Origin of the sequence: Polynucleobacter sp. es-GGE-1, from assembly GCF_018882005.1 — a bacterium.
Taxonomy (GTDB): Bacteria; Pseudomonadota; Gammaproteobacteria; order Burkholderiales; family Burkholderiaceae; genus Polynucleobacter.
Map to the genome: position 1 here is coordinate 117014 of NZ_JACVPE010000007.1, position 23327 is coordinate 140340.

At 46.0% G+C, this 23327-nt stretch carries 19 protein-coding genes; 14 read left to right on the top strand and 5 right to left on the bottom strand.

All coding sequences use genetic code 11. From position 1 onward, the window contains the following. Window positions 1-27 precede the first annotated feature (27 nt). Together ICN35_RS06990 and ICN35_RS06995 are read left to right on the top strand one after the other, a co-directional pair. Window positions 28-657: a glutathione S-transferase gene (locus ICN35_RS06990; RefSeq protein ID WP_255535757.1), complete on the top strand. Its 630-nt coding sequence runs from the start codon at window positions 28-30 to the stop codon at window positions 655-657. A gap of 75 nt (window positions 658-732) precedes the next feature. Beyond that, window positions 733-2040, top strand: coding sequence for an alpha/beta fold hydrolase (locus tag ICN35_RS06995; protein ID WP_216125674.1), 1308 nt, complete (start codon window positions 733-735; stop codon window positions 2038-2040). A 76-nt stretch (window positions 2041-2116) separates the two neighbouring features. Here ICN35_RS06995 and ICN35_RS07000 read toward each other — a convergent pair whose 3' ends face one another. The 4 genes from ICN35_RS07000 to ICN35_RS07015 are packed head-to-tail and all read right to left on the bottom strand — an operon-like array spanning window position 2117 to window position 8349. Beyond that, window positions 2117-4243, bottom strand: a complete 2127-nt coding sequence (locus tag ICN35_RS07000; RefSeq protein WP_216125677.1) for a M3 family metallopeptidase — start codon at window positions 4241-4243, stop codon at window positions 2117-2119. Window positions 4244-4261: 18 nt separating this feature from the next. Next, window positions 4262-5116 carry a bifunctional methylenetetrahydrofolate dehydrogenase/methenyltetrahydrofolate cyclohydrolase FolD gene (folD, locus tag ICN35_RS07005; protein WP_216125679.1) on the bottom strand — a complete coding sequence of 285 codons (855 nt, stop codon included), beginning with the start codon at window positions 5114-5116 and terminating at the stop codon, window positions 4262-4264. 32 nt (window positions 5117-5148) lie between these two features. Then, on the bottom strand, window positions 5149-5796 hold the full coding sequence (locus tag ICN35_RS07010; RefSeq protein WP_215294883.1) for a response regulator transcription factor: 648 nt from the start codon (window positions 5794-5796) through the stop codon (window positions 5149-5151). Between the two features lie 36 nt (window positions 5797-5832). Further along, window positions 5833-8349, bottom strand: a complete 2517-nt coding sequence (locus tag ICN35_RS07015; RefSeq protein ID WP_216125688.1) for a PAS domain-containing sensor histidine kinase — start codon at window positions 8347-8349, stop codon at window positions 5833-5835. A gap of 223 nt (window positions 8350-8572) precedes the next feature. Here ICN35_RS07015 and aceE point away from each other — a divergent pair, with 223 nt between their 5' ends. Genes aceE through lpdA form a run of 3 tightly spaced genes read left to right on the top strand, consistent with a single transcriptional unit; the run spans window position 8573 to window position 14703 of the window. Further along, entirely contained in the window at window positions 8573-11269 is a 2697-nt protein-coding gene (gene aceE / locus ICN35_RS07020) for a pyruvate dehydrogenase (acetyl-transferring), homodimeric type (RefSeq protein ID WP_216125701.1), read from the top strand. Window positions 11270-11283: 14 nt separating this feature from the next. Beyond that, window positions 11284-12909 carry a dihydrolipoyllysine-residue acetyltransferase gene (gene aceF / locus ICN35_RS07025; protein ID WP_216125703.1) on the top strand — a complete coding sequence of 542 codons (1626 nt, stop codon included), beginning with the start codon at window positions 11284-11286 and terminating at the stop codon, window positions 12907-12909. Window positions 12910-12918: 9 nt separating this feature from the next. After that, entirely contained in the window at window positions 12919-14703 is a 1785-nt protein-coding gene (lpdA, locus tag ICN35_RS07030) for a dihydrolipoyl dehydrogenase (protein ID WP_216125705.1), read from the top strand. Between the two features lie 84 nt (window positions 14704-14787). Here the strand turns inward: lpdA and ICN35_RS07035 are convergent, their stop codons facing one another. Continuing rightward, a complete protein-coding gene (locus ICN35_RS07035; protein ID WP_216860830.1) occupies window positions 14788-15162 on the bottom strand; it encodes a hypothetical protein in 375 nt (124 codons plus the stop codon). 264 nt (window positions 15163-15426) lie between these two features. Here ICN35_RS07035 and ICN35_RS07040 point away from each other — a divergent pair, with 264 nt between their 5' ends. The 9 genes from ICN35_RS07040 to ICN35_RS07080 all read left to right on the top strand — a co-directional run bounded on the left by ICN35_RS07040 (window position 15427) and on the right by ICN35_RS07080 (window position 23319). After that, window positions 15427-16251, top strand: coding sequence for a tripartite tricarboxylate transporter substrate binding protein (locus ICN35_RS07040; protein WP_255535758.1), 825 nt, complete (start codon window positions 15427-15429; stop codon window positions 16249-16251). 21 nt (window positions 16252-16272) lie between these two features. Further along, the gene (locus ICN35_RS07045) at window positions 16273-16938 is read left to right on the top strand and encodes an RraA family protein (RefSeq protein WP_216125708.1); all 666 of its coding nucleotides are present in this window, start codon (window positions 16273-16275) and stop codon (window positions 16936-16938) included. Then, window positions 16935-17885 (top strand): tripartite tricarboxylate transporter substrate binding protein, encoded by a 951-nt coding sequence (locus ICN35_RS07050; RefSeq protein WP_216125711.1) that lies wholly within the window; start codon window positions 16935-16937, stop codon window positions 17883-17885. The genes ICN35_RS07045 and ICN35_RS07050 overlap by 4 nt, the downstream gene beginning before the upstream one ends. A gap of 5 nt (window positions 17886-17890) precedes the next feature. Beyond that, complete coding sequence (locus ICN35_RS07055) at window positions 17891-18856, top strand: tripartite tricarboxylate transporter substrate binding protein (protein ID WP_255535745.1); 966 nt, start codon at window positions 17891-17893, stop codon at window positions 18854-18856. A 125-nt stretch (window positions 18857-18981) separates the two neighbouring features. Beyond that, entirely contained in the window at window positions 18982-19650 is a 669-nt protein-coding gene (locus tag ICN35_RS07060) for a transporter substrate-binding domain-containing protein (RefSeq protein WP_216125716.1), read from the top strand. 31 nt (window positions 19651-19681) lie between these two features. Next, on the top strand, window positions 19682-20701 hold the full coding sequence (locus ICN35_RS07065; protein WP_216125719.1) for an amidohydrolase family protein: 1020 nt from the start codon (window positions 19682-19684) through the stop codon (window positions 20699-20701). A gap of 8 nt (window positions 20702-20709) precedes the next feature. Next, the gene (locus ICN35_RS07070) at window positions 20710-21390 is read left to right on the top strand and encodes an RraA family protein (RefSeq protein WP_216125723.1); all 681 of its coding nucleotides are present in this window, start codon (window positions 20710-20712) and stop codon (window positions 21388-21390) included. Window position 21391: 1 nt separating this feature from the next. After that, a complete protein-coding gene (locus ICN35_RS07075) occupies window positions 21392-22375 on the top strand; it encodes a tripartite tricarboxylate transporter substrate binding protein (protein WP_216125726.1) in 984 nt (327 codons plus the stop codon). A gap of 83 nt (window positions 22376-22458) precedes the next feature. Next, on the top strand, window positions 22459-23319 hold the full coding sequence (locus tag ICN35_RS07080; RefSeq protein WP_216125729.1) for an AraC family transcriptional regulator: 861 nt from the start codon (window positions 22459-22461) through the stop codon (window positions 23317-23319). The last annotated feature ends 8 nt before the right edge of the window (window positions 23320-23327 follow it).

The following is a 23327-nucleotide window of genomic DNA, read 5'->3' on the forward strand; positions in this document are numbered from 1 at the left end:
AGCAAGTTGAATGGTGATGAACCCATGATGCCTATTTTGTATTCTTATCGACGATGTCCTTATGCTATGAGGGCACGTATGGCCTTGAAATACTCTGGCATTCAGTTTGAGCACAGAGAGATTGTTTTAAGAGATAAGCCCAAATCAATGCTACTGTTATCGCCTAAAGCTACCGTACCCGTTTTTTGTGTGGATGACTTAGTGATTGATCAAAGCTTGGATATCATGCGATGGGCCTTGGATCAGTCAGATCCAGATGGCTGGAAGACTGTGGATGAGCAGGCTGCGCAATCTTGGATTGAGAAAAATGATGGCCCCTTTAAAAAACGATTGGACCAATATAAATATCCGAATCGATATCCTGAGCTTGATCAAGGAGAAGTTCTTAGTGAAGCATTAGACTTAATGTTAAAACCTATGGAGGATGCACTACAGTCAGATCAATACTTGTTAGGCAACCGAATGACTTGGGTGGATATAGCTATTTTTCCGTTTATCAGACAGTTTTCTATGGTCAACCCAAAAAGCTTTGAGGAAATGCCATTTCCCAATACTAAAAAATGGTTACACGATCACACTCAATCAGACTTATTTAATGCTGTGATGGACAAGCATCCAGCTTGGATTGATTCAGATCCAGAGGTCAAGAAGACTTAGCTTAATCAAGCGAAGGTTTTAGTATAGTTACAGGCATTCATCCTATTAATAAAAAAATGTAGTGATAAGGTATTTATGAAAACATCAATCACCTCTTTAGTCCTTGCTACCTTGTTGGGATTACTTTCTTTAACCGTATACGCCGATCCTCCAGTTCCCCCGTTTTATGAGGAAGTGATCAAAATGAGTCCTCAGGGCAAGCTGGGACAAATCCTGAAGAAGGAAAAGATCAAAACATCGGTGAAGGGTGCGCAGGCTTGGAGGTTTGCCTATATTTCCTCTGATATTGCAGAACGTAAGACGATCGCAACGGGTTTGATAGTAGCCCCTATTGGTCAAGCTCCCAAAGAGGGAAGGCCGATCTTGGCGTGGGCTCACGGCACAACAGGGTCAGCTCAAAATTGTGGCCCATCACAAATTACCAATCCCGCCTCTCCCTTGAACGAGTATTTCTTAATGGATGGGAACTCATGGACTGATTATGGTATTCCAAACGTAGAGGAATTTATTAAAGAAGGCTACGTCATAGTTGCTACCGACTATCAAGGTCAAGGTGGTGGCGGTAAACACCAGTATGCTGTTGCTGGAACTAATGGTAGAGATGCCATCAACTCTGCAAGAGCGGCTAGCTCTATGAAAGAAGTTGGCGCTGGTAAGAAGACGATTATTTATGGCTGGTCACAAGGCGGTGGAGCAACAATTGCGGCTGCAAGTCTGCCGGACTATCAGGCTCTGAAGGGTACTGCTGCAGATAATTTGCAATACCTTGGGTTTGTTGCATTGGCGCCAGATGATATAGCAGCAATGCTTCCAAAATTGCCGGCTGATGAGTCGAGTGCTAATAAGCTGATGAATGAATTTACTCAGGCCAATATTCCGAATGTGTTTTTATTTGCGCATTATGTAATGGGCTTGTGGGGTGCCCAAGCCGCCAATCCTAATCTGAAATTAACAGATATTTTGACTGATGAAGGTGCAAAAGTAGTTAATCGGTTGGCCAGCAATAAATGTGTTCATGTGATGGCTGATACCTTCAACTTTGCTTATGGAGATCAATACAAGTCCCTCTTGAAGCCTACGGCTAGTAACTCCTTGGCATGGATAAAAGCATTTATTGATGGAAGTGTGAAGCCCGTGAAGCCGGTAGCACCAGTGGTGATTTATTGGGGCACAAAAGATACCGCTGTTCCACCTATCATGCATGAGCTCTATCAAAAGCAGATGTGCGCCATGGGTGCAAATGTAGGAAGAAACCAGTTACCCGGCGAGCAATCTCACTTTACAACTCCCGGTGTTTCAGCGCCAATGTATCTTGCTTGGGTGAAGGACCGCATTGCAGGTAAGCCATTAGAAAATGCATGCCCGCAACTAAGTCCAAAGTAATAATTTCAGCTCCTATAAGCTTACCTCTTAAAACCACCCTTAGGTGTTTTTCATTTATCCAGTGCTTGCCTTGTCATTAAGCTAAACCACCATGACGTAATAAGGCATCGATACTTGGCTCACGTCCGCGAAAGGCTTTGAAGGATTCAGCTGCAGGACGGCTGCCGCCGACTTCTAAAATTTCTTCGCGATAACGTGACCCCGTCTTAGGATCCAGTACGGAGCCCGTGAGTTTGGCCGCCTCTTCAAAAGCGGAGTAGGCATCAGCAGATAGAACCTCAGCCCATTTATAGCTGTAGTAGCCAGCTGCATAGCCACCGGCAAAGATATGGCTGAAAGTATTAATCCACCGAGAGATCTCAGGCTGTGGAATCACATTAAAGTCAGCGGCAATCTTGCGAGAGAGTTCAAGCACCGCCTGTCCCTGCACACTCTTTGTATCAAAGTGAGAATGTAAGCGCCAATCGGTTAATGACATCACAATTTGACGTAAGGTCATTAAGCCATTTTGAAAATTCTTGGCAGCTAAAATCTTTTCAAATAATTCACGGGGCAATGGTTTACCTGTTTCAACATGCGCAGTCATTTTCTCCAGGACTTCCCATTCCCAGCAGAAGTTCTCCATAAATTGACTAGGCAATTCCACAGCATCCCATTCAACGCCATTGATTCCTGAGACGCCTAGAGCGCTCACTTGAGTTAACAGATGGTGTAGACCATGACCACTCTCGTGGAATAGGGTAATCACATCATCATGGGTAATCGTGGGTTGACGCAATATGCCATCGACCTTCACTGGCGGTGCAAAGTTGCACACTAAATACGCAACCGGTATTTGAATTTCACCATTGGGTAGTTCTCTGCGGCCGCGGGCATCATCCATCCAGGCGCCACCACGTTTACCAGAGCGTGCATAAGGATCAAGATAGAAATAAGCCACGATATTGCCTTTGGCATTCTTCACGGAGAATGACTGGACATCTGCATGCCAGGTTGGTAAGTCAGCCGCCTCAATCTTGACACCGAAGAGCGTTTGAATCACGCCAAATAAGCCATCCAATACTTTAGGCAGTGGGAAGTATTGTTTAAGCTCATTTTCAGAAAATGAATAGCGCTCTTGTTTCAAGCGTTCAGCTGCAAAGGCCGTATCCCAAGGCTGAACACCATCAATGAGACCCAGTTCAGTTTTCGCAAATGCACAAAGCTCATCCCAATCCCGTTGGGCATACGGTTTTGATTTATTGGCAAAGTTTGTTAAGAAGAGATCTACTTCATCCACGGTATTAGCCATTTTGGGCGCTAAGCTCAGCGCGGCGAAATTAGCAAAGCCGAGCATGCGCGCTTCTTCATCACGCAAGCGCAATTGATCAAGCATATTCTGAGTATTGTCCCAAGCAATATTGCCCGTGGCGTATTGCGGACCAAGCTCAGAAGAGCGGGTGACATAAGCTTCATACATTAGGCGGCGTAGTTCACGATTTTCGGAGTACTGCATGATTGGGTAATAGGATGGGAAGTGCAGGGTAAAAGCCCAACCCTTTAAGCCCTTTTGTTGGGCGGTATCGGCTGCTGCTGCTTTAACATCTTCTGGTAAACCGATGAGATCAGATTCATTGCTGACAAGATGAACGAAACCATCGGTTGCATCTAAGACGTGATCTGAAAACGCTTTGCCTAAAATAGCCTGCTCGTCTTGGATTTGAGCAAAGCGGGGTTTATCGGCATCATTGAGTTCGGCGCCACCAAGCCGAAAGTCTCTTAAAGAGTTCTCAATCACTTTCTTTTGCGCGCGATTGAGTTTAGTAAACTCAGGACCTTTGCTGAGCTCTTTAAATTTTTGATACAGCGCCAAGTTCTGTCCGAGGCTAGAAAAAAATGCAGTCACGTCTGGAAGCATTGCTCCGTAGGCGGCTCTTAACTCAGGAGTATCCGCCACACTATTGAGGTGAGAGATCACGCTCCAGGATCTTCCTAAGGATTCTGTTGCATCCTCTAATGGTTCAGCAAGATCATCCCAAGTTGCAAGTGTATTGGGATTAGTGGCAAGATCCACTGCATCTTGAGCATGTTTGAGTAGAAACTCAATCGCTGGCGTGATGTGTTCAGGCTTAATTTCAGAGTAAGCGGCAATACCCCGACCAAAAGTCAGGAGCGGATTATTTTGTAATGCAGGGGGCAGAGGTGCAGAGAGGGATGTATTCATCCCTCTAGCTTAATGGATCTAGGGCTTGGCTGCTTTTTCAGCCGCCTCTAAAGTGTTCATTAAGAGCATGGTGATTGTCATAGGGCCAACGCCACCAGGAACGGGGGTAATCCAGCCGGCGATATATTTGGCCGCATCGAAATCCACGTCGCCGCAAAGCTTCCCATCGGGCAGGCGATTGATGCCAACGTCAATTACTACGGCACCGGTTTTGACCATATCTCCAGAAACCATTTTGGATTTTCCGGTAGCTACTACCAGGATGTCGGCATCTTTAGTGTGATGAGCCAAATCCCGTGTTTTGCTATTACAAATAGTCACGGTTGCACCGGCTTGTAATAACAACATCGCCATGGGTTTGCCGACGATATTGGAGGCGCCAACGATCACTGCCCGTGCCCCCCGAATAGGGTAATCAATACTCTCCAGAATCTTCATGCAACCATAAGGAGTGCAGGGTTTGAATGCAGGTTGGCCAACCATTAAAGCGCCAGCATTGGCTACATGGAAGCCGTCCACATCTTTTTCTGGAGCAATAGCTTCTAGTACACGCTCAGAGGCAATCTGTTCCGGTAGTGGTAGTTGCACCAAGATGCCATGAATCGCAGGGTCAGCATTTAAGGTAGCAATACGAGCCAGTAATTCTTCTTCGCCTAATTCGGCGGAGTAGCGCTCTAATACAGAATGAAAACCTACATCTTCACAGGCCTTCACTTTATTGCGGACATAGACTTGGCTAGCTGGATTGTCACCCACAACGATCACGGCTAAACCAGGGCGAACACCTTTAGCAGTAACGATCGCACCACGGGCAGCAATTTCTGCGCGCAGTTTTTTAGAGAGGGCGTTTCCGTCGAGTAATTGAGCAGGCATTACAGGTGAATATTAAAGTAAGGATGAATACATTAATTCGGTTGTGGGTCGGACAAGGCAAGGCGCAATAGGTCGGCAACTGTATTGACGTTCAGCTTTTCCATAATGTTGGCGCGGTGTGCTTCAACAGTTTTAATGGAGATGCCAAGGTCATCTGCAATCTGCTTATTCAGGCGTCCAGCAACAATACGCTCTAACACTTGACGCTCACGCCCAGTCAGCTTGCTAAGTAAACTTTGGGTAATCTTGCGCTGACTTGCTTGTGAGTAATCCACGCGTGCCTTAGCGAGCATGCGATCGACTAAGCTGCAGAGATCATTTTCTTTAAATGGCTTTTCAATAAAATCTACTGCACCACGTTTCATAGTGGAGACCGCCATAGAGACATCGCCATGACCTGTGATGAAGGCAACTGGCATTGGTAAATTTTCACTAATGAGACGCTCTTGTAATTCGAGGCCAGACATACCGGGCATGCGCACATCCAAAATAGCGCAGGAGATAGTGGACTTATCAGTACTCTGTAACGATTGCAAGAAACGTTCAGCACTGGCATGACAACGCACTATATAACCATTGCTTTCCAGAAGCCAGGTCAGAGAATCACGCACTGCTTCGTCATCGTCGACAACGTAGACAACTTCTGCCTGGGTTGGTTTGGTGCTGGTACTAAGGTTCATATCGGGTCTCGCAAGGTGATTCAATTGGTGCAATGATTAAACATTACCCGAAGTTTCAGGAGATTCCAGGGGTAGAAGTATTGTAAAGGTGCAGCCAGCCAGCTTGGTATGTTCCGCATCCATGATATTGACCGCCCAAAGTCGGCCATGGTGGGATTCAATAATAGAGCGGCAAATATTGAGACCCATGCCCATGCCATCGGATTTAGTGCTAAAAAAGGGCTCAAACATGCGTTGGGAGACTGATTCTGGGATTCCAGCCCCGCCATCACTCACCTGAATACGCAGCATGGCTGGAAAAATACTGGTATCCAGATCAGCGCTGATTTTGACGGGAGCAGCGGACCAACGAGAAGAAAGGGGATAAGCCTCCCTCGTGCTATCAAGGCCATTTTTCAGTAGGTTGACTAAAACCTGCAGGATTAAGACGGGATCAACATCTACCGCAGGAAGGTTTTCACTGATTTGAGAAATAATGGTTAGGCGATGGCGATGCGCCTCAATTTCGACTAGCCCAACAGCATCGTTAATAATTTCGCTAATGGCAGTCAATTTACTTTGCGGCTCGCTGCGTTTTACAAATCCTCGAATACGCTGAATGATGGTGCCTGCGCGATGAGCCTGTTCTGATGCTTTCTCAAGCGCTGGCAGGATATCTTTGGTGAGTGCGGGATCTAGATTACCTTCTAAACGTTTAGCGACCCCCATGCAATAGTTGGAGATCGCTGAGAGTGGTTGGTTTAACTCATGCGCGAGAGAGGATGCCATCTCACCCATCGTAGTTAAGCGGCTCGTAAACTGCATACGCTCTTCTTGCTGGCGTGCTAAATCATCTGCCTCTTTACGCATCGTAATATCGGTAGCAATCAAGAGTTGCGCAAGGCGCCCATCAACCCAGGGAATAAAGCGCCTTCTGACTTCGTACCATTTATTACTGCCGTCACTTAATTGAATTTCTTCCGACTCAGACTCTTGATATAAAAATGAGGTCGGAATGCCTGGAGGGGAGTCTTGTAAATCTTCCGCGACATCGTGCAAGGTCTCCAGGTTATTCGCATTACCTGCTAACTGAAAGTGACCCTTTGAGTCATCCCCAAAATTTTCTCGGTAGAAGCGATTGGCAAATAAGAGATGATCGTTTTCAAGGTCAAGCACAGAAACGGCAGCATCCAAACCCTCAAGCACAGTAACAAAGCGTTCCTGTGATGCAGCCAACTCTTCTCGGATCTTCTTCGGTTCGGAAATATCAATTAAGGAAGTAACCCAACCCGTTTGCGTTCCTTTTTCATTAATGAGGGGAGCAATAAAAGTGCGAGTCTCAATCAGAGAGCCATCACGGTGCAAAACGACTCCCTCAATACCAGTTTTCATCCCCGATTCCATTTTCAGGGCGCGATTCATTTTTTCTACGAGCTCATCGCGTCTAGAGTCGGGCCAGAAGGGGAAGGGCGGCATCAGGCCAATCAGTTCTTTTGACGACCAGCCAGTCATCTCACAAAAGGCTCGGTTCACATAGGTAATGCGCTTTTCCATATCGTGCGCACGGATACCGACTGGTGTGGAATTTTCCATGGCATTACGAAAGCTGGTTTCAGTCCGTAAATTAGCCTCAGCTTCTTGACGCACTTGCATCTGCTTAAGGACAGACCACAAACTCCAAATAACGAAAGCAGAAAGACCTAAGACCACACCAATTAACATTCGGAAAGTCAGATTGGTCGGTGGAGGATAGGTGTCAATTCGTAAGACTAGGTTTGGACTTAATACGCCGATGTCTAAACTCGTTTGATTGCTAAAAGCTCTTTTGGGTGTATCTCGATCGGAGGATATGGATAAGACCCTGTCGTTATCTGTCAGCAAGGTGAAGCGATAGTGTGCTTTGAGCTCATTGGGGATGACATCTAAAATGCCCTGGGTGGTATACAGTGCGGCTAAGAAACCGATGGCTTGACCACCAACAATATTAGGAGCCACTTGCCAGAAGACGGTTCTTCTATCCTTGGCGAGAGATTCCTCGCTCGGTAAGTTAAGTGAAATGAACTGACTAAAAGCAGTCCTGCTCGTCACTCGGCTAAGCTCTATTGCATTTGTGAGGCCCTCATTTACTGCCCGCTCATTTTGTGTTTTGCTAATCCAGTCAGTTTTAGGGTTGTTTGCTGGGGCGGTCCATTGATAAGAGTTATCAGCATTAAGCCAAATGATTTTGATAATCTCATGATTATTGAGCACTAAATCATCGGATTGCTCGCGCACTAGTTGTTTTAACTTTGCATCTTCGCTACTCGCAGCAATTTCACGATTAATCGTATTTAAAGAGTCAGCATTGTTTACAAAGCGTAATTGAATACGTTGTTTGGCAAAAGAGAGCTCTCTAAATAGGGCAGATTCTTGTTGTCCTTTTTCCTGCAAATGGAGCGTACCCAAAATAATGCCCATTACTGCGGTAAACAGCACGATTGCTAGCAGGGGGGTGTAAACGAGCCTAAATCCCCGGATTTTGCGTAACCAGTTAACAGGGGCGAGGAGCAATCTTAGAAAAGCAGGATATTTCATAGGAATTAATCCATTTTGCCCTATGAGGATGCCTAAACAGGAATTTAGCCGATCCTATGTGATTCTATTTGCGATGCAATAAAATCTCATATTATGAGAAATATTATCATTATGTGGAAAATTGCTTGTTTACACCCATATACCTTCCTAAAATGTTATCTATAAAGTAAATAACTGTTGTTGATTTGAATGAATTAAACGAAATAACTATTGGAGATAAGTTATGGCTGCAGTTCCTGAGCAAGTGTTAGGCAAACAAAATCTTCAGGATGCTGATCCTGGCGAGACACAAGAATGGTTGCAGGCCTTAGATGGTGTCATCCATAACGAAGGTCCGCAGCGTGCTGCTTATCTCATCGATCAACAAATTTCTCATGCACGAGTCAATGGTGTAGATCAACCCTTCCATGCAGAGACGCCTTACATCAATACGATTCCCGTTGAGAATCAAGCCCGCTTGCCTGGTGATCAAAATGTTGAACACCGGATTCGTTCCTATACCCGTTGGAATGCGATGGCCATGGTGCTGCGCGCAAATAAAGACACCAATGTCGGTGGACATATTTCTTCCTTCCAGTCAGCTGCTACTTTGTATGATGTTGGTTACAACCATTTCTGGCATGCCCCATCACCAGAGCATGGTGGCGATCTGATCTTTGTCCAGGGACACTCCGCCCCTGGCGTTTATGCCCGCGCTTATATGTTGGGTCGTTTATCAGACGGTCAACTGGATAACTTCCGTCAAGAGGTTGGCGGTAAAGGGATCTCTAGTTACCCGCACCCATGGTTGATGCCAGACTTTTGGCAGTTCCCAACGGTGTCGATGGGTCTTGGTCCAATCATGGCGATATATCAAGCACGCTTCATGAAATATTTAAGAGACCGTGGCTTTATTCAAGAGCAAGGTCGTAAGGTTTGGGCTTTCTTAGGTGATGGTGAAACGGATGAACCAGAATCTTTAGGCGCCATCGGTATGGCTGGTCGTGAGAAGTTAGATAACTTGATTTTTGTAGTGAACTGTAACTTGCAGCGCTTAGATGGACCAGTGCGTGGTAACGGAAAAATTATTCAAGAACTCGAGAGTGAATTCCGCGGCTCTGGCTGGAATGTCATCAAAGTCGTGTGGGGTGGTCAGTGGGATGCTTTGTTTGCCCGCGATAAGAAGGGTATTTTGATGCAACGTCTCGGCGAGATCGTTGACGGCCAATATCAGACGATGAAGGCTAAGAATGGTGCTTATGTCCGTGAGATCGTATTTAATACCCCAGAACTCAAAGCGCTAGTCAGCGACTGGAGTGATGATGAGATTTGGCAACTGAATCGTGGCGGCCATGATCCCCATAAAGTGTATGCAGCATTTCATGCAGCGGTAAATCATAAAGATCAGCCAACGGTCATTTTGGCTCACACTATTAAAGGCTACGGTATGGGCGGCTCCGGTGAGGCGATGAACATTGCACACCAAGCCAAGAAAATGAACGATGACGATGTGCGTCGCTTCCGTGATCGCTTTGAGATCCCGGTGAAGGATGAGCAACTCGACGAGATGCCCTTGGTCAAGTTTGCTGAAGGTAGCCCTGAGCTTGAGTATATGAAAGCCCGTCGCCAAGAGTTGGGTGGTTATTTGCCGCAACGTCGTGCGAAAGCCGAAAGCTTGCCGGTACCTAAATTGGATGCATTTACACCCTTACTAGAAGCAACCGCTGAAGGTCGCGAGATTTCTACCACGATGGCTTTTGTTCGGATGCTCAATACGGTGGTGCGGGATAAGACAATTGGTAAGCGCGTTGTGCCTATCGTTCCCGATGAGTCACGGACTTTTGGTATGGAAGGTATGTTCCGTCAATTGGGTATTTGGAATCAACTGGGTCAGCTATATACGCCAGAAGATTATGATCAATTGATGTTCTACAAAGAGGATAAGACTGGTCAGATCTTGCAAGAGGGTATTAATGAGGCGGGCGGTATGTGCGATTGGATTGCCGCCGCAACTTCTTACTCTACCCATGGCGTTCCCATGTTGCCGTTTTATATTTTCTATTCCATGTTTGGTTTCCAGCGGATTGGCGACTTAGCATGGGCTGCAGGTGATATGCGCAGCCGTGGCTTCTTGCTCGGTGGCACTGCAGGGAGAACCACCTTGAATGGCGAAGGCTTGCAACACGAAGATGGTCATAGTCATCTGTGGAGTGCTGCAGTTCCAAACTGCATTAGCTATGACCCAACTTTTGCGTTTGAGTTAGCAGTAGTGATTCAAGATGGTATGCGTCGTATGCTCGAAGTGCAGGAGGACGTCTATTACTACGTCACCTTGATGAATGAGAACTACACTCATCCAGCAATGCCAAAAGGTGCAGAAAAAGACATTATTAAGGGCATGTATAAGCTCAAGTCGGTTGGTGACGCTAAGGCAAAATTACGTGTGCAACTGCTCGGTTCAGGAACCATCTTCCGTGAAGTGATTGAAGCAGCTGAAATCTTGCACAAAGATTGGGGAGTATCATCTGACTTGTGGGGTTGCCCAAGCTTTACGGAATTAGGTCGCGATTGGAATACGGTTCACCGTGCCAATCTCTTGAACCCGACCGCGGCACCAGCACTCTCACACGTTGAGAAGTGTCTAAAAGATACCACGGGGCCCGTCATTGCTGCTACAGACTATGTGCGTATGTTTGCTGAGCAAATTCGTCCGGCCATTCAGCATATGGATCGCCGTTATGAAGTATTGGGTACGGACGGTTTTGGTCGCTCCGATACCCGTGAAAAACTCCGTGACTTCTTTGAGGTCGATCGTCGCTGGGTGGTCATCACTGCTTTACGTTCTTTGGTTGATGCTGGTCAGCTTGATCGTCAAAAATTAGCTGAGGCCATCAAAAAATACGGCATTGACACTGCTAAACCAAACCCAATGACGGTTTAATACGAGATTAATTCATGAGTCAAATTATTGAAATCAAAGTGCCGGACATTGGTGATTACAAGGATGTGCCGGTCATCGAGGTCCTGGTTAAAGAAGGTGACAAGGTTGAGAAAGAACAATCTATTGTTGTGCTTGAGTCTGATAAAGCCACGATGGATGTGCCATCGTCTCACTCTGGTGTAGTGAAAGAGGTGAAGGTCAAAGTGGGTGATAGCCTCTCTGAGGGCGCAATCGTCATGACCTTGGAAGAGGGTGCAGCGGTCTCGGTACCCGCTTCTACTCCTGCTCCTGCAGCAGCTAGTAAAACTGCGTCTGCACCAGTAAGCGCAAGTAGCAGTGGAAGTAGTGCTCCAATTGAAATCAAAGTGCCTGACATTGGTGACTATAAAGACGTGCCTGTCATCGAAGTGTTAGTGAAGGCAGGCGATCAGATTGAGAAGGAACAATCTATTGTTGTGCTCGAGTCTGATAAAGCGACGATGGATGTGCCATCATCACAAGCCGGCATTGTTAAAGAAGTGAAGATCAAGATAGGCGATAACCTCTCTGAAGGCTCAGTGGTGCTTATTCTGGAAGGTGGATCAGGAGCTGTTACGGCACCTGTAGCTGCAGTATCTGCACCAGCAGCACCAGCTATAAAAGCGGTTGAACCACCGATTGCAAGAGCGCCAGCGCCTCCTCCGAAGAGCAATCCGCCGCCTCCTGTGGATGGAGTCATGAGTCACGCTAGCCCTTCAGTGCGTAAGTTTGCACGTGAGCTTGGCGTAACGATTACCCAGGTAAAAGGTTCCGGCCCCAAAGGACGCATCACTCAAGAAGATGTTCAAGCTTTTGTCAAAGCGGCAATGAGCGGTGGTGCTGGAAGTTCTAGTGCAGCTGCAGCCTCAAGTGGTGGAAGCTTGGGTGGTCTGAATTTGATTCCATGGCCGAAAGTGGATTTCACAAAATTTGGTGAGATTGAACGTCAACCACTCAATCGTATTAAGAAACTCACTGCAGCTAATTTGGCACGTAACTGGGTCATGATTCCTGCTGTGACTTATCACGAGGACGCAGATATCACTGATCTAGAGGCCTTCCGCGTCATGACCAATAAAGACAACGAGAAGAAGGGCGTCAAGATCACCATGCTAGCTTTCTTAATGAAGGCTGCGGTCGCTGCGTTGAAAAAACATCCTGAGTTCAATAGCTCGCTCGATGGCGATGATTTGATCCTCAAAAAGTATTTCAATATTGGTTTTGCTGCAGATACTCCAACGGGTTTGGTGGTGCCAGTCATCAAAGACGCTGATAAGAAAGGAATCTTTGAGCTTGCCAAAGAAACTTCTGAATTAGCAGCACTTGCCCGTGAAGGGAAGTTGAAGCCAGATCAAATGCAAGGAGCGAGTTTTACGATCTCCTCGTTAGGCGGCATCGGCGGAACTTCTTTCTCACCTATTGTGAATGCTCCTGAAGTGGCGATTTTGGGCGTGAGTAAAGCAGCAATGAAACCAGTATGGGATGGTAAGCAGTTTGTGCCACGTCTTATTTGCCCCTTGTCACTTTCTGCAGATCATCGCGTGATCGATGGAGCATTGGCAACGCGCTTTACTGTCTATATCGCTCAACTACTAGCCGACTTCCGTCGCGCTACGCTGTAAGGAGGATCTATGACTAAGCAAATGATCCTCGTTCCGGATATTGGTGATTACTCAGATGTGCCGGTGATTGAAGTATTGGTAAAAGTGGGTGATGTGATTGAGAAAGAGCAGCCATTGCTTGTACTTGAATCCGATAAAGCAACTATGGAAGTGCCTGCAGACGCTGCTGGTACAGTGACTAGTATCTCAGTGAAGCTGGGCGATAAAGTGAGCAAAGGTACTGTAATTGCTGAGATTGAAGCAAGTGCTGCAACAGCAGTGCCTGCTGCAAAAACAGCTCCTTCAGCATTAGCACCAGCTGCGGCAACAGCAGCCATTGCTCCCGCCCCAAAAGCGGGTCAATACAACGGCAAGGTTGATCACGAATGTGAGGTGCTAGTGCTCGGTGCCGGGCCTGGTGGTTACAGTGCGGCATTTCGAAGTGCAGATCTAGGCATGAGCACTCTATTGGTTGAGCGTTACGCTACTTTAGGTGGTGTGTGCTTAAACGTAGGCTGTATTCCATCTAAAGCATTACTCCATACAACCTCCGTGATGGATGAAGTAAAAACCATGGCAAAGCATGGCATCACATTTGGTGCGCCTAAGATTGAGATTGATCAATTGCGTGGTTATAAAGAATCTGTCATCGCAAAGTTGACTGGTGGATTAGCTGGTATGGCTAAGGCCCGCAAAGTAAAAGTAGTGCGTGGTTTAGGCCGTTTTTTGGATGCAAACCATGTTGAAGTGGAGTTAACAAATGGTGCTGGCCAAGACCTCACTGGTCAAAAGGAAGTTGTGCGTTTTCAGAAGGCGATCATCGCTGCAGGTAGTCAGCCAGTGAAGTTGCCTTTCTTGCCAGAGGATCCGCGCATTGTCGATAGTACGGGTGCGCTGTTACTGACTAGTATTCCAAAAAGAATGTTGGTAATTGGTGGTGGCATTATCGGTTTAGAGATGGCGACTGTTTATAGTACTCTGGGCTCACGCATCGATATTGCAGAAATGATGGATGGCCTGATGGCTGGAGCTGACCGTGATTTGGAGAAGGTCTGGGAGAAGTTCAATGCCGGACGTTTTGAAAAGATCATGCTCAAGACGCGCGCTGCTAAAGCTGAAGTGAAGCCCGATGGAATTCAAGTGAGCTTCGAGGGTGAGAATGCACCTGCGCAGCCTCAGACTTACGACTTAGTGCTCGTTGCCGTGGGACGTACGCCAAACGGTAAGAAGATTGCTGCAGATAAGGCAGGCGTTCAAGTGGATGAGCGAGGCTTTATTCCGGTCGATAAACAAATGCGCACCAATGTTGCCAATATTTTTGCGATTGGTGACTTAGTGGGTCAGCCGATGTTGGCTCACAAGGCAGTGCATGAAGGTCACGTTGCCGCAGAAGCTGCAGCAGGTGAGAAGTCTTACTTTGATGCTAAACAAATTCCATCGGTTGCTTACACCGATCCTGAAGTAGCTTGGGCTGGTTTGACTGAAGAACAATGCAAGGCACAGGGCATCGCCTATGAGAAAGGTTTATTCCCATGGGCAGCTAGTGGCCGTGCGATTGCTAACGGTCGTGATGAAGGTTTTACGAAGCTCATCTTTGACGCTAATACGCATCGCATTATTGGTGGCGGTATTGTAGGCACTCATGCTGGTGATTTGATTGGTGAAGTTTGTCTTGCCATTGAGATGGGCGCTGATGCTGTAGATATTGGTAAAACCATTCATCCACACCCAACCCTGGGCGAGTCAGTCGGCTTGGCTGCCGAGGCGGCGCATGGTCATTGCACGGACCTACCCCCAGTGAAGAAGAAGGCTTAAAAATAGTAGCTACTCTGTAGCAGTATCCAAAAAAGCCCTGAGAGATCGGGGCTTTTACATTTGTGACACCAGTGAACAGGAATCTTATGAAATGAATTCTGCTCTAAGCTCTCGAATGCGCTCATCCACATAGTAGCCACCACATTCCGTATATCGAAGGTATTTAGATCGACAATGCTTACATTCGTACACGTCAGACTTGTTGTAAGGATGAAAGGTGATGGAGATGGGGGCATCCTTAGACCAGATCGTGGTTCCTTTGGGATGATCTTCCTCCCAGCACTCTGGCGCATTCTCGATCCTCAGGGTTCCTATGCACTCTAGAGAATTAGTGATGAATCCACCCGGGATGCTTTCCCAGCCTTGGCAGTTGAGCGACTGACAGTCAGAACATTTATCCTCAGGATCAAAACTCTGGGCAATGAATAATAATTCTTCTCGATTGAGGCTTTTGGTCATTTCAAGGCTTTTTATATAGAAATGCGCTGAGTGAGGGGTATGTAAGGTATATTTTTACTAAAGAATAGATCTTAGCCTATGCCTTATTTAGCTAGGCAAAGAAAGAGGGAATATAAAAAAATGAAGAGACAGTTATTTCTGGGGATTAGCCTTTGCTTATTGCTATCAGTGCTCAATGTAAAAGCTCAGAGTTCATATCCATGCCCAACCATTAAATTTGTCTCGCCATATCCACCCGGGGGGACAACTGACATCTTGGCAAGAATGCTTGCGCCAGGAATTGCTAAACAGCTCGGGACAAATGTCATAGTCGAAAACAAAGGTGGAGCTAGTAGCAATATTGGAACAGAGTATGTGGCGAATTCAGCCTCAGATGGTTGTACTTTATTGCTTGGAAATAATACTGGGGTAGTCATTAATCAGAATTTATATAAGTTAAGGATCAATCCTTCCAAGGATTTGGCAGCAGTTGTAGAAGTAGCATCAGTACCTTTGGTTCTCTATGTGAATGCTTCGGTACCTGCAAATACTCTTGGTGAACTGGTGGAGCTGATTAAAAATAATCCAGGTAAATACAGCTATGCATCTGGTGGGAGCGGTAGTCCACAACATTTGATGGCAGAAATGCTGAAACTTGAAAAACAATTGGATCTGACGCACATACCCTACAGAGGGCAGGGGCCAGCAATGGCTGATGTACTTGCTGGACAAGTGCCGATTGCCTTTGAGACAACCACCACGATTGCTGCACAGATATCATCCGGTCGCATCCGGGTATTGGCAACAACGGGAGCTGTTAGGCCAAAGAACTTTCCTAACGTACCCACCATGAAAGAGCTTGGCTACAGCAGCTTTGTGATTGAAAATTGGTACGGTGTGTTTGTGGCAGCTAAAACGCCATCCGTTTTAATTTCAAGATTGAATAAAGCAATTAACGCGACAATGAAAGAGCCGGAAGTAGCAGCCAGTCTTAATAAGATGGGTTCTAGTGATGTGGCGGGTACGCCAGAACAATTTACACAATTTATTAACAGAGAGATTCCTTACTGGGAGTCTTTGGTGAAGCGCACAGGCGCAACAGTCGATTAAACACTTTACAAGGAATGCAACATGAATAATGGTTATGAAATTCGCCCTAGAAAAGAAGCCTTTAAAGAGGGGATCGTAGCCCTAACAGGATTGGCAACTTCTGTTGTTAGTGATGTATTGGGTAGGACGATTGGCGCAGTCAATATATTGCCTGTAAACAAGTCGCCAGTTTCTGTATGTGGCAATGCTGTCACAGTAAGTGTGCGGTCTGGTGATAACTTGATGATTCACAAAGCCTTACAAATACTTCAACCTGGTGATGTATTGGTGGTTGATGGGGGTGGCGATGTCTCCCGCGCTTTGTTTGGTGAAATCATGATGACGGTTGCCAAATCCAGAGGGGCTATTGGCGTAGTCTTTGATGCTGCGATTCGGGATGTGGAAGCCTTTGAGAAACATCGTTTTCCATGTTGGGCACGTGGGGTCAATATGCGGGGTCCTTACAAGGATGGCCCCGGCAGTATCAACGTCCCAGTGTCGATCGGGGGGATGGTCGTTCATCCTGGTGATGTGATTTTGGGTGATGGCGATGGAATTATTGCCTTAGCTCCTGAGTTGGTGCTTGAGGCCGCTCGCTTGGGTAAGGAAAAAGAGACTACCGAGCGTAAAACAATCCAATCGATTCATGATGGCAAATATGATGATGCTTGGGTGGATGCCAGCTTAAAACAAAAAGGCGTCTTATGAAGCTTCGGTTTATTTTTGCAAGTCTATTAACTGCAGTGGCGCTCAATTCGCTAGCCGCATATCCCGATAAATCGATTAAATTTCTCGTGCCTTGGCCGCCGGGTGGTGCAACTGATCAAGTTGCGCGCATTCTTGCATTACCTCTGACCAAGGAGCTCGGTGTTTCAGTATTTGTTGAGAATAAAGGTGGGGCAGGTGGCAATATAGGAACTCAAGCTTTTCTACAAGATAAAGCTGATGGCTACTCAATGTTGATGGCAACAAGCTCAACGAATGCTGCAGGCCCTCACTTATTTTCTAATCAAGGATTTGACGCTGCTAAAGACTTCGCTCCAGTAGTATTGGTATGCACTATTCCCAATATCATGGTTGTACCTGAAGCATCTCCTTGGAATAGCATGAAAGACCTCATCTCTGATGCTAAGCAAAACCCGGGGAAGTTTACTTATGGCTCTGCCGGTATTGGCGCGTCTCAACATTTAGCGGGTGCACAATTTAAAACGGTCACTGGTTTAGATATACGCCATGTCCCCTATAAAGGTAGCGGTCCAGCTGCGATAGATTTGATGGCTGGACATATCGATATGATGCTTGATACAGGTTCATTGAATAACATCAAAGCTGGCAAGTTAAAAGCCCTTGGTGTTGCTGCTGATAAACGCATCCCTGAATTGCCGAATGTACCCACCATGAAAGAGGCTGGGGTACCGATGGTTGCCAATGCTTGGTATGGCGTGATGCTGCCGGCTGGCGCGCCAAAAGATGTTACAGAAAAACTCAATGCAGCATTTAATAAAGTCTTAAAAGATCCTGAAGTACGGAAAAGTCTTCAAGGAATTGGTGCCCAGGTAGATGGTGGCTCAGTAGCAGAATTTACAAAGTTCTCACAGTCTGAGATTAAGCGTTACGAAGGAATTGTGAAAATGTCGGGGGCTCCTAAAGAGTAATGTCTATGAGAAAAATCATTCTCAGCTTTTTCGCTGTAAGCAATCTGCTGTTTGCTAGTAATCTGCTGGCTCAGGACTACCCCAATAAGCCCATCAAGGTTTTAGTTGGATATGCTCCTGGAGGTGCCGTTGATTTAGTTGCTAGAACTCTAGGACAAAATTTGTCAGCTTCCATGGGGCAATCGATCGTTATCGAAAATAAACCTGGTGCTGGCACTAATATCGCTGTTAAGCAATTGATTGATAGTCCAGCTGATGGCTATACCTTGATGGTTGCTGCCAATGCTTTGGCAGCCAATATGTCCTTGTATAAGCCACAACCCTTTGATATCGATAAAGACATTACGCCGATTGCCATGATCGGACGTGTGCCCGTAGTCATTGCCACTTCTGCTGATAGTAAGTATCAAAAAATATCTGATTTGATTAAGGCTGCAAAAGCGAATCCAGATTTCATTACGTACGGAACACCAGGTAATGGCGCAACACCTCATATGGCCATGAAATTTTTCGAGCAAGCCGCTGGGATTTCTTTAAAGCACGTGCCCTATAAAGGCGGCGCTCCTGCGATTACTGATTTGATTGGAGGTCAATTGGATTTGGTTGCAGTCAATATGTTGGAAGTGGCTCCTCATGTGAAAAGTGGCAAACTCAAGATTGTTGCTGTCATGAGCGCAAAGCGTTCCCCATTATTTCCGGAGATACCTACGGTGGCAGAATCGGGTTTCCCAGGTTTTGAAGCTTCCGTTTGGTACAGCTTAATTGCGCCCGCTAAGACTCCAGCCAGTATTGTGAAGATGCTCCATAGCCAAGTGGAAAAAGCATTGCAATCTAAAGAGATGACAGAGCGATTGGGTTCTGTTGGAGGAGAGGTCAGCCCAGGAACCACTGCTCAGTTGACTGCTTATTTAAATTCAGAAAGAAAGCGTTACGAAAAATTGGTACGTGAAGCTAATATTCAGCCAGATTAATTCAGGGTCAAATAATGAAATTTGGGCGAAGTTGCAGGCTGATTCTCTCAACACTGTTTTGCTTGGTGCTACTTGCTTGCGCTACATCGCCCAAGGACATTCTTGCGCCGCAGGGAAGTCTGCGAATGGGCTTATATAAAGGCTCGCCAACCTCGTTTCTGCAAGCCAATAGTTCGAATCAGGTCCGAGGTATTGGCTATGAATTGGGGCAGAGTCTCGCTACTCAATTAGGTGTCAATTACACTCCGGTGGTGTTTGAGAAGAATGCGGATGTTCTTTTGGCTGTAAAAAATAATGAGTTAGATTTGGTCTTCACGAATGCTAGTCAAGATCGTGCCAAATATATTCAGTTTTCCAAAACAGTCATTCGGATTGAGAAAGGGTATTTGGTGAGTCCCCACAGTAGCATTCGATCTCTAGCAGATATCAATCGCTCGAACATCAACATTGGCTTCAGTGTGGGAAGCAATTCTCAAGCGGAGCTCCCATCGCTGATTCCTAATGCCAGTTTGGTGCAGACAAGCTCAACTACACAGGTAATTGAATGGTTAAAAAGCGGGAAGATTGATGGTTTCTCTACCAATAAAGCAATTCTATTTGAAATGGCTTCCTCTGTTCCGGGGTCAAGAGTATTGCCCGATGTCATCGGATATGAAAACCTGGCCTTGGGCACACCATTGGCACGTCAAGAAACTGCTCAATACTTGAATCACTTTATAGATCAAATGATCTCTACTGGTAGGCTTAATTTATTCATTCAACAGTCAGGCATTCAAGGCCTGGCTCCGAACTAACGACCCGTTACTCTACAAAGGGAAGCAATAAATGATTATTGATTGTCATGGCCACTACACTACGGCACCAAAAGTATTAAAGGCTTGGCGAGATGCCCAAGTCGCTAATTTAAGTACACCGCATTTAGGCCCCAAGGTATCTGATTTAAGAATAAGTGATGATGAAATTAGGGAGTCTATCGAAGAAAATCAACTCGCTCGAATGCGAGAGCGGGGCATTGATGTCACGATCTTCTCGCCCCAAGCGAGCTTTATGACTCACCATATTGGCGACTTTAATACCTCGGCAACATGGGCAGCCCTTTGCAATGAACTTTGTTATCGAGTGACGCAGCTTTTTCCGAAGCACTTTGTAGGTGCGGCAATGTTGCCGCAGTCGCCAGGAGTGGATATCAGTACTTGCTTACCGGAGATGCGCAAGTGCGTTAATGAATATGGATTTGTGGGTATTAATCTCAATCCCGATCCTTCTGGTGGTCATTGGCGAGATCCGCCATTAAGTCACCCCTATTGGCATCCAATCTATCAAGAAATGATTGCCTTAGATGTACCAGCAATGATTCATGTCAGCACCAGTTGTAACGATTGCTTTCATACCACTGGTGCACATTACTTGAATGCTGATACAACCGCTTTTATGCAATGCCTGACTTCAGATTTGTTTACACAGTTTCCACAGTTGCGTTTCTTAATTCCCCATGGAGGCGGAGCGGTTCCCTATCACTGGGGACGCTTTCGAGGGCTGGCGAAAGATATGGATATCCCTGACATCAATCAAAAACTGCTAAATAATATTTATTTTGATACTTGTGTGTATCACCAGCCAGGGATCAACCTTCTGACTGAAGTCATCCCAGTCAAAAATATTCTATTTGCATCCGAAACATTTGGAGCTGTGAAAGATATTGATCCAGATACCGGATTTTATTTTGACGATACCCGTCGTTACCTCAATGCGGTTGATGGCTTGAGCAATCAAGAGAAGGAAATGATTTTTGAAGGTAATGCACGTCAGGTATTTTCCAGAATCAATAACAGAATTTCAAAATAAGTGAGGATATGATGACATCCGAGGAGTTTGATCGACTATACAGGGGACGGCTAGAAAAATTAGCAACCTCAAATTTAAGTGATGCAATGGATAAGTTGGGAATTGCAGCTGCGGTAATTGGCATTGTTCCTCAATGGGGTAAGACCAAAGTAATCGGTAGGGCAATTACGATCCGTATGATTTCTGCAGGTGCTGCACAAAGTAAGGCGCATCTCGGGGTTGATGCCATCTTTTCGGCATCGCCTGGGGATGTCATTGTGATTGACAACCGTGGGGATCTGAACAACAACTGCTGGGGTGAGATTCTCTCAATGGGAGCGCTGCAAAAAAAGATCTCTGGTGTAGTAGTGGATGGCGCAGTCCGTGATGTCGATACGTGTGAAGAATTTGGCTTTCCGGTTCATGCCCGAGGTACAGTTCCGATTACTGCCCGAGGTCGCATTGTTCAAGAGGCTTGGAATATCCCCATTAGAGTTGGAAGCATATCTGTTTTACCTGGTGACGTGATTGTGGCGGATGTTAATGGCCTCGTAGCAATCCCTGCAGCTAAGCTCAATACGGTATTAGATGAGGCGGATGCTATTGCTATGAAAGAGTTGGCAATGGTCGAAGCACTAAGATCAGGGCAGTCGATTATTGAAGTTGATCAGCAATTTAATTATGAGCAGATGTTAAAAAGTGAGACTTGATATGAACACTATATATATTGCTAAAAGAAACTTAATACAAATTGTTGGCTTGATCTGCTTTGGATTCAGCGCCCCTTTAGCCTATGCCCAGTATCCATGCCCTGTGATCAAAATTATTTCTCCTTATCCGCCAGGAGGAGCCAGTGACGTTCTCGCAAGAATGTTAGTTCCTGGACTATCTAAACAATTAAACGTCAGTGTGATTGTGGAAAATAAAACTGGTGCTAGCGGCAACATTGGCACTGAGTTTGTGAGTAGTGCTACTGGCGATGGCTGTACTTTATTGCTGGGAAATAGCACTGGTGTTGTCATTAATCGGAATTTATATAAACTGCGTAATGACCCGATTGTGAGCTTAAGACCTGTAGCCGAGGTAGCTGCCGTGCCTATGGTTTTGTATGTCAATTCTTCTGTGCCTGCTAATTCAGTTTCTGAGCTGATTGCTTTGATTAAAAAGGAACCGGGTAAATACAGCTTTGCATCTCCTGGTAGTGGGAGTACTCACCATCTCTTAGGTGAGTTACTTAAGCTTGAGCAAAAGCTGGATATGACGCACATTCCCTATAGAGGATCTGGGCCAGCCATTGCCGACGTCTTGGCTGGACAAGTGCCAATGGCATTTGAGTCAACGGGAGCCATGGTTCCTCATCTTAATAGTGGCAAGGTTAGGGCGCTTGCAACGACTGGAGCGGTTAGGGCAAAAAACTTACCAGACGTACCTACAATGAAGGAGCTTGGGTACCCTAAATTTGTTGTTGAGAATTGGTACGGCATCTTTGTCCCAGCAAAAACGCCAACCCCTTTAGTCAATACCCTGAATAAAGAAATCAATAAAGTATTAGCTTCAGCGGAGGTGGCGGAAAGCCTTTCTAAAATGGGCTCTTTGAACGGTGAGCAAACTCCCGAGCAATTTGCCGCATTCATTAAGAAGGAAATTCCTTACTGGGAGCTTCTGGTTAAGCAGTCTGGTGCGACTGCAGAATAGGCTTTCGGGCATAAGCGAATTTCTTTTGCGCTGCAATATAAGCTGCCTCTCTCAAATTTCTGGTCTGTGAGATGATTTGAGATATGTCTAAGGTAATTCGACTTCTACACGGTGAGTTTGGTCGCGTCGCGCTTCTAGAAATGGATGCGCCTTTAGTCACGCATGCCCATCATCATTGCCATATTCTGTGTAAGGTAGGTGGTCCAGATACCGCTTTTCAGGTCAGAGGCAAAAATTGCCCTTTGACTAACGACAATGCGGTACTGATCAATGCCTGGGAAGAGCATTCGTATCTCCATTTGCCAGTAGGCGGTAGCAATCCTGTTTTACTGGCCCTATATCTAGAGCCAAAGTGGCTAGCTTCATTTAGTAAAAAATTCTTGGCTAGTAGTCACCCCTGTTTTTTCATGAACAATCTATCTACATTGGGTGCGCATCAAAAGCAGGCTTTAGAAAAGATATCAATGGAATTGTGGTGGTCGGATCAGATCACACATGAACAGCTTGAGTCCATGCTGCTAGAGTTAACGCTTGGCTTTATGGAAAGCGCTGATGTGCTCACATCTGGCGACTTAAGAAATGCTGGTAATGCCCTGGCCTTTATGGATCCTCGCATTCGTAAGGCGATTCACCTCATGCGAACGTCCCCGCAAGGCTTTACCGATATTTCAACCGTTGCCCAGAGCGTTAATCTATCAAGATCACATTTTTTCGAGCTGTTTCGGCGTTGTACTGGCTTGTCACCAGTAGTATTTGCCAATGTACTGAGAATGGAATTCGCATTTGATGCTCTCGCCGATAAAGACGAGAGCTTGATTCACATTGGGGATGAATTAGGATTTTCTGCTCAAGGTCACTTCACACGTTTCTTTAAGCAGCATCAAGGGGTAACTCCAAGTCTTTATCGTCAGCAGGTTGAGAAGGCCCCAAAACTAGACTCCTAGGGTTTACC